9 protein-coding genes and 1 pseudogene are annotated in these 7,100 nt (G+C 69.0%); 6 read left to right on the top strand and 4 right to left on the bottom strand.

The genetic code is table 11. The features are described 5' to 3' along the window. The 3 genes and pseudogenes from FFS27_RS25335 to FFS27_RS25325 all read left to right on the top strand — a co-directional run. A pseudogene (locus FFS27_RS25335) lies at positions 1–77 on the top strand (TRAP transporter small permease); the annotation flags it as partial. After that, positions 74–1,354 (top strand): TRAP transporter large permease, encoded by a 1,281-nt coding sequence (locus FFS27_RS25330; RefSeq protein ID WP_023097274.1) that lies wholly within the window; start codon positions 74–76, stop codon positions 1,352–1,354. The pseudogene FFS27_RS25335 and the gene FFS27_RS25330, both read left to right, overlap by 4 nt. Before the next feature lie 4 nt (positions 1,355–1,358). Further along, positions 1,359–2,120, top strand: coding sequence for a M15 family metallopeptidase (locus FFS27_RS25325; protein ID WP_009313463.1), 762 nt, complete (start codon positions 1,359–1,361; stop codon positions 2,118–2,120). On the opposite strand, the gene FFS27_RS25320 is transcribed toward FFS27_RS25325, so the two are convergent. Continuing rightward, positions 2,117–3,070 (bottom strand): GlxA family transcriptional regulator, encoded by a 954-nt coding sequence (locus FFS27_RS25320; RefSeq protein ID WP_019486548.1) that lies wholly within the window; start codon positions 3,068–3,070, stop codon positions 2,117–2,119. The two genes, FFS27_RS25325 and FFS27_RS25320, sit on opposite strands and share 4 nt — an antisense overlap. Positions 3,071–3,190: 120 nt before the next feature. On the opposite strand from FFS27_RS25320, the gene FFS27_RS25315 reads away from it, so the two are divergent. After that, positions 3,191–3,820, top strand: coding sequence for a cysteine hydrolase family protein (locus FFS27_RS25315; RefSeq protein WP_019486549.1), 630 nt, complete (start codon positions 3,191–3,193; stop codon positions 3,818–3,820). A 34-nt stretch (positions 3,821–3,854) separates the two neighbouring features. On the opposite strand, the gene FFS27_RS25310 is transcribed toward FFS27_RS25315, so the two are convergent. From FFS27_RS25310 to FFS27_RS25300, 3 genes are all read right to left on the bottom strand, one after another. Then, a complete protein-coding gene (locus FFS27_RS25310; RefSeq protein WP_003122107.1) occupies positions 3,855–4,427 on the bottom strand; it encodes a putative natural product biosynthesis protein in 573 nt (190 codons plus the stop codon). A 56-nt stretch (positions 4,428–4,483) separates the two neighbouring features. After that, positions 4,484–4,960, bottom strand: a complete 477-nt coding sequence (locus FFS27_RS25305) for a copper chaperone PCu(A)C (protein WP_003109794.1) — start codon at positions 4,958–4,960, stop codon at positions 4,484–4,486. 129 nt (positions 4,961–5,089) lie between these two features. Beyond that, positions 5,090–5,479 (bottom strand): DUF2946 family protein, encoded by a 390-nt coding sequence (locus FFS27_RS25300; protein WP_003119299.1) that lies wholly within the window; start codon positions 5,477–5,479, stop codon positions 5,090–5,092. A 171-nt stretch (positions 5,480–5,650) separates the two neighbouring features. On the opposite strand from FFS27_RS25300, the gene FFS27_RS25295 reads away from it, so the two are divergent. Further along, positions 5,651–6,499: a M23 family metallopeptidase gene (locus FFS27_RS25295; RefSeq protein WP_003092745.1), complete on the top strand. Its 849-nt coding sequence runs from the start codon at positions 5,651–5,653 to the stop codon at positions 6,497–6,499. An 85-nt stretch (positions 6,500–6,584) separates the two neighbouring features. Continuing rightward, positions 6,585–6,980 carry a DUF4345 domain-containing protein gene (locus FFS27_RS25290; RefSeq protein WP_003092748.1) on the top strand — a complete coding sequence of 132 codons (396 nt, stop codon included), beginning with the start codon at positions 6,585–6,587 and terminating at the stop codon, positions 6,978–6,980. Positions 6,981–7,100 lie beyond the last annotated feature (120 nt).

The raw sequence follows: 7,100 nt of genomic DNA, 5'->3' as shown, positions 1-7,100 counted from the left end.
CCCTCATGCTGTTGCTCCAGGGCCCCTGGCCGCGGCAGCCGGCCAGCACCACCGTCGAGGGAGGGTCGCAGGCATGATGGCCATCGCCATGATCGCGGCCTTCGTGGTCAACCTCCTGCTCGGCCTGCCGCTGTTCCTCTGCCTGCTGCTCACCGCGCTGGTGGGGTTCCTCTTCGTCGACCCGGCGCTGTTCGCCAACACCCTGCCGCAGCGCTTCTTCGGCGGCATGGACATCTTCTCGCTGATGGCGATCCCGCTGTTCGTGCTGGCCGGCAACCTGATGAACCATTCCGGCATGACCCCGCGCCTGATGCGCCTGGCCAACGCCCTGGTCGGCCACTTCCGCGGCGGCCTCGGCCACGTCAACGTGGTCGCCGGGGTGTTCTTCGCCGGGGTCAACGGGTCCGCCGCGGCCGACGCTTCGGCACTCAGCACCCTGCTGGTGCCGGCCATGGAAAAGGAAGGCTACTCGCGGCGCTTCGCCGCCGGGCTGACCGCGGGCAGTTCGCTGATCGGTCCGATCATCCCGCCGAGCATCTTCATGATCCTCTACTCCTCGCTGACCAACACCTCGGTGGGCGAGCTGTTCCTCGCCGGGGTGATTCCCGGCCTGCTGCTGGCCGCCGCCTTCATGCTGCTGAACGCGGTGTACGCCTACCGCAACGGGCTGCAGGCGCGCCATGCGGCACCGGCCTGGGGCGAGATCCTGGCGGCACTGTCCGGCGCCCTGACCGCGCTGATCGCGCCGGTGATCATCGTCGCCGGAATCGTCCTGGGCCTGGTCACGCCCACCGAGTCGGGCGCCCTGATCGCCCTCTACGTGGCGCTGGTCGGCCTGCTCCAGCGCCAACTGAGCCTGGTCGGGCTGTGGAACTCGCTGCGCGAGACGATACGCCTGACCGCCAGCATCTACGTGATCATCGCCGCCGCCTCGGTGGTCAACTGGTTGCTCAACTACGCCCAGGTCGCCAGCGAGTTCGCCCAGTTGCTGGAGCCGTTCGGCCACTCGCCGACCCTGATGCTGTTCATCATCAGCGCGGTGATCTTCGTCTGCGGCATGCTCATGGAGGAGGTCTCGGTACTGATGCTGCTGACACCGATAGTCGCTCCGGTGGCGCTGGCCGCCGGCGTGGATCCGGTGCACCTGGGGCTGATCTTCACCCTGAACATCACCATCGCCCTGATCACCCCGCCAATGGGCGCCTGCCTGTTCATCGTGGCGACCATCAGCCGCCTCGATATCCTGGAAATGTTCAAGGGTATCTGGCCGTTCATCCTGCTGGCCCTGGGGGTACTCTCGCTGCTGATCCTGTTCCCCTCCCTGACCCTGTGGCTGCCACGCCTGCTCAATTGACACCATGACCGACTTCACCCAAGCCATCCCCGTTCTCCCGGAGCCCGACTGGCACGCCGTGGCCGGCATCCCCATCGTCGATGCCGGCACGCCGCTGGAGGCGCTCGGGCTGAGCCGCGAGTTCAGCGTCTGGCCGGCCTACCACAAGCTCGGAATTCCTCACGCGATCCCGGAGTGCCACGCTCGCGGCGAGGTCTTCGAGCGTCTCCTGCGGGTCGCCGCCGCCCTCCCCGGCGGCGTACGCCTGGTGGTGCTGGACGCCTGGCGGCCGTTCGCCGTGCAGCAGTATCTCTACGACAGCCTGTCCAGCGCCCTGGCCGCGCACTACCCACGGGCCGGCGAAGCCGAGCTGGAACGGCTCACCCGCCAGTTCGTCTCGCCGCCGAGCAGCAGCCGCGAGGCGCCCAGCCCGCATCTCACCGGCGGCGCGGTGGACGTCACCCTGTGCGACGCCCAGGGCCGCTGGCTGGACATGGGCAGCGCCTTCGACGAAGCCGTGCCGGCCTCCTACACCGCCTACTTCGAACGCCTGGCGGAGCCCGACGCGCGCCAGCGACGCGTCCGCGATCATCGTCGCCTGCTCTATCACGCGATGCTCGACGCCGGTTTCAGCAACCTGCCCAGCGAATGGTGGCACTACGATTTCGGCGACCAGCTCTGGGCCTGGCACACCGGCGCGACGCAGGCGCTGTTCGGCCCGGTGCAGTTGCAGGCGATGGACGCGCTCTGGCGCCAGCAGTTGCAGAAGCGCCCTCCGGCGGACTAGGAGGCGAAGGCGCGCCGGTAGCCCAGCGGCGGCAGGCCGAACGCGGCGGAGAACTGCTGGCGCAACGACACCGCCGAGCCGAAGCCGGCCAGCCCGGCGATCGCCTGCACCGAATGCTCGGTGGTTTCCAGCAGGCGCTGGGCCAGGGCCAGGCGTTCGGCCTGCAGCCACTGGCTGACGGTGGTGCCGGTGAGCTGGCGGAAATGCCGGGTGAAGGTCCGCCGGCTCATCAGCACCCGCTGTGCCAGGCTGTCCAGGCTGTGCGCCTGGTCGAGGTTCTGCCGCAGCCACACCAGCAGCTCGCCGAGACGGCCGTCCTGGGCGCTGTCCGGCAGCGGCTGCTCGATGAACTGGGCCTGGCCGCCCTGTCGATGCGGCGCCACCACCAGGCGCCGGGCCAGGTGATTGGTAGTCTGCGCGCCGAGCCGCTGGCGCACCAGGTGCAGGCAGCAGTCGATGCCGGCGACGGTGCCTGCCGAGGTCAGCAGGCCGTCGTCCTCGATGTACAGCACGTCGGGCTCCACCCGCACCGCAGGGAAGCGCCCAGCGAAATCCTCCGCCCACATCCAGTGGGTGGTGGCGCGGCGACCGTCGAGCAACCCGGCCTCGGCCAGCACGAAGGCCCCCAGGCACAAGCCCACCAGTTGCGCACCGCGTGCACGGGCCGCGATCAACGCCTCGAGCAGCGCTTGTGGCGGACGCTCGTGTGGATCGCGCCAGCTCGGCACGATCACGGTCTGCGCCTCGGCCAGCGCTTCCAGCCCGGCCTCGGCCTCGATGGTGAACCCCACCGTGGTTCGCAGCCGGCCCGGCTCGGCGGCGCAGACACGCAGGTCGAAGGCCTGCGCGCAGGGGTCGTAGCACTCCTGGCCGAACACCAGGCAGGGCACCGACAGGTGGAACGGACTGATGCGGTCGAAGGCCACCACGGCCACGGACTGGCGGGACATGCGCACCTCGGTGGGTATGAGCGGGTTGGCCCGATTCTAGCGAAAGTTGTCTCTCAGGCCACTCACTCGCTACGCCGCACCGGGACCAGAATCCGCCTCACCCACTCAGGAGGAAACGCCATGTCCGCACGTCAACCCAAACGCGCCTTGCTGGTCATCGACGTACAGAACGAATACGTCAGCGGCAACCTGCGTATCGAATTTCCCGCCATCCAATCGTCGCTGGAACGCATCGGCGCCGCCATGGATGCCGCCCACGCGGCGGGCATCCCGATCGTCGTGGTGCAGCACCTGGCGCCGGCGGACTCGCCGTTGTTCGCGCACGGCAGCCGGCAGGCCGAGCTGCACGAGGTGGTCGCCTCGCGGCCCTACCAGCACAAGGTGGAAAAGCAACTGGCCAGTTCCTTCGTCGGCACCGGGCTGGCCGACTGGCTGCGCGAACGCGACATCGACACCCTCGCCGTGGTCGGCTACATGACCCAGCACTGCGACGACTCGACCATCCGCCAGGCGATCCACGAAGGCTGGCAGGTGGAATACCTGCACGACGCCAGCGGCTCGGTGCCCTACCGCAACCGCGCCGGCCAGGCCAGCGCGGAAGAGATCCACCGGATCTTCGGCATCGTCCTGCAGTCCTCCTTCGCCGCCGTGCTCAGCACCGAGGAATGGCTGGAAAGCCTCGCCGGCCGGCACGTTCCGGAACGCGACAACATCTACGACTCCAACCAGCGGGCCCTGGCCAACCGCTGAAACGACGCCGCCCCGTACGCGGGGCGGCGAGCGCTCAACCGACCAGCGAGCCACGCGCCGGCAACGGCTTCCAGCCCGGAAACTCGCGCAGCCGCGGGTCGGGCACCGCGCAATAGGCGAATGTCCAGTTCGGCGCCGGCAGGTCCAGGCGCTCCAGCGGCACGCGCGTGCCGGCGCCGGCCTGCGGCGCCTTCCAGTCCTGGGTGATGTGCGCACCGCCCTGGCTGGCCAGGAGGATGCCGCGGTTGGCGCTGGTGTCGTCCACCGTCCAACGCGCGGCGGAGGCGTCCATCAGCACCTCCAGATGCTCGTCGGTCACCTTGGCGCCGAACGGCGACTGCAACAGCCAGCAGTACAGGCGCAGGTGCATCGCCCAGTTCCAGGCGGCCTTCTGCTCGGCCGCCCATTGCAGGAAACCGCGGAGGATGGTCAGGCCATCCGGCGGATCGATCTTCAGCAGTTCCGGGCAAAGGTCGTAGAGATGGTGCCAGGCGCTGCTCAGGCGCTTGTTGAGCTGGTCCGGACGCAGGGTGGAGTTCTTCGGCGGCAGGCTGGGAGCCACCACCAGGCCGGTCTGCGCCGGCAAGGGATATCTGTTGCTGTTCATGCTCTGAACCTCGCACGCAAAGGCGGGGCGCCGGGCGCCCCTGCTCGACACGGCGCTCAGTGGCCGTGCTGCTCGTGCCCGCCCTGTTCGGCCGGCGCCTTGGACTCGACGACGATTTCCACCGGCACGTCGCCGGCCTTGCGGAAATGCAGCGTCAGCGGGAAGCGCTCGCCGGCCACCAGTGGCTGCTTCAGGCCCATCAGCATCAGGTGGTAGCCGCCGGGAGCGAAGCGCAGGTCCTTGCCTGGTGCGACGTCGACGCTGTCGACTTTCTGCATGCTCATCATGCCGTTCTTGTGCACATGCTCGTGCACCTCGGCGGAAGCCGCGCGCGGCGTGTCGGCGCCAAGCAGGGTGTCGTTTTCCTTGCCGTGGTTCTGCACCACGAAGTAGGCCGCGCCGTTCGGCGAGGTCGGCGGCAGGGCCAGCGCCCAGGGATGCTCGATGTGCAGTTGGCCGGCGCTGTACTCGTGGGCCTGGGCGAAAGCGGAAACGGCCAGCAGGGCCGCGGCAGCGAAGAAGGATGTGCGCATGGTGACTCTCCAGTAGCGTATGACCGGTCTTTTTCCGTCGGACCGGCGATTCCATGGGGGAAGCTAGGGTATTGCGCCGCGACCTGCCCCGACCCGAAGGTCCAGGTTGTCGAAGGCGCGGGGGAGGAGTCAGGCGACAGGAGAGGCACGCGGATTGGCGAGGCGCCAATAGCGCAGGGGAGGCAGGTCGGTGGCGGAGAAGGCGTTACGGGCCGGGCTGGCCAGCGGCGCCAGCGGCAATGCCGGCCAGGAGGCGACCAGTCCGGGCGTGCCGGCGGCACCGGCGCAGCAGCAGAGGTGCGGGGCCAGGCTCTCGTGGTCGTCGGGAAGATCGATGTCCTTGAACGCGGCGCTCAGCTTCAGGCGCAGCAGCGAATCGGACGAGGTGCTGCAGAAGCCGCCGAGCAGCAACGAGGCGCGCTCCTGCGTCGTCAGCGCCTGCGAAAGCGGCACCACGAACAGGTTCATCAGCACGGCCAGGCTGGCCAGCCAGGCCACGGGGCGCCGTGACAGGGGCATCGTCGGTTCTCCGGAGAATGGGCCCTTTATGCCTGAGCGCGGGGCAAAAGTAAAAACGCCGGGCGCGACAGAGTGCCGCAGGTGAAAACGTTTGCAACCCTTGCGGGCTTTCCCCCGCCGCGCTCTTCCGCCAGCATAGACGGCTTTGACGCCCGACGAGTCGAGAAGCCGATGCCCCGCACCCTAGCCTTCGTTTCCACGCTGTTGCTCGCCGCTTTCTGCGCCCTGCCCGCCCAGGCCGACAGCTTCATCATGCGCCTGCTGAACAAGCCGGTGCCCGGCGGGGTGGCGGTGGTCGACCTCGGCGAGGAAGGCCCGCCGCCGCGGGCCTTCTACCAGGGCAAGCCGGTGCTGGTGGTGCGCGAGGAAGGCCGCCGCTGGATCGCCGTGGTCGGCATCCCGCTGAGCACCAAGCCCGGCCCGCAGAAGCTGGAAGTGCGGGCGGCGACCGGCAACCACGAGGAGCGCTTCAGCGTCGGCAGCAAGCACTACCGCGAGCAGCGCATCACCCTGAAGAACAAGCGCCAGGTCAATCCGCTGCCGGAAGACCTCAAGCGCATCGAGCGCGAACTCGCCGAGCAGACCGCCGCCTACCGCCGCTTCAGTCCCGGCCTGCCCAGCAACCTGATGCTCGACAAGCCGGTCGACGGTCCGCTCTCCAGCCCCTTCGGCCTGCGCCGCTTCTTCAACGGCGAAGAGCGCAACCCGCATTCCGGTCTAGACTTCGCGGTACCGGCCGGTACGCCGATCAAGGCGCCGGCGGCCGGCAAGGTGATCCTCATCGGCGACTACTTCTTCAACGGCAAGACGGTGTTCGTCGACCATGGCCAGGGCTTCATCAGCATGTTCTGCCACCTGTCGAAGATCGACGTGAAGCTCGGCCAGCAGGTGCCGCGCGGCGGCGTACTCGGCAAGGTCGGCGCCACCGGCAGGGCCACCGGACCGCACATGCACTGGAACGTCAGCCTGAACGACGCGCGAGTCGACCCGGCGATCTTCATCGGTGCCTTCCAGCCCTGAGAAGTGAGCAACGCGGCGCCGGCTGAGGTCAGAAGGAACAGGGGGCGCGTCGATGCGCCCCTTTCATGACCAAGGGAGACACCGCATGACTCACCCGCTTCGCCTGCTCTGGCTGTGCTCGGCACTGTTCGTGGTCCTCGGCCTGGGCTTCGTCTTCTTCCCCGGCCCGCTCGCCTCCCTGCTCACCAGCGGCGAACCGCTCACCCCCGCCGCCCTCACCGACCTGCGCGCCAGCTACGGCGGCACCAGCTTCGGCATCGGCCTGCTGCTCGGCTATGCCGCCCTGCGCCCCCGCTACCTGGTGCTCGGCCTGCTCGCCGCCCTGGCGGTGATCGCCAGCGGCGGCGCGGCGCGTCTCTACGGTGTGCTGATCGACGCCTCGCCGGCGCTAACCACCTTCCTCTGGCTCGGCGCCGAGGCGCTGCTCTGCGTGCTGTTGCTGGCGGCACTCTGGAAGACCCGCCAGCTCGACCTCGACTGAGCGCCGGGCAGCAGGTCTCAAGCCAGGACCCGGCGAACCGCCGGCAGCCGCGACAGCACCAGCCAGTCCAGCGCCCAGACCAGCAGGAGCGAGGCCCCCACCAACGGGAAGGCCACGCCC

Source organism: Pseudomonas sp. 2VD (assembly GCF_005503585.1).
Taxonomy (GTDB): domain Bacteria; phylum Pseudomonadota; class Gammaproteobacteria; order Pseudomonadales; family Pseudomonadaceae; genus Pseudomonas; species Pseudomonas aeruginosa.
This window is presented reverse-complemented; position numbering and strand designations above follow the sequence as displayed.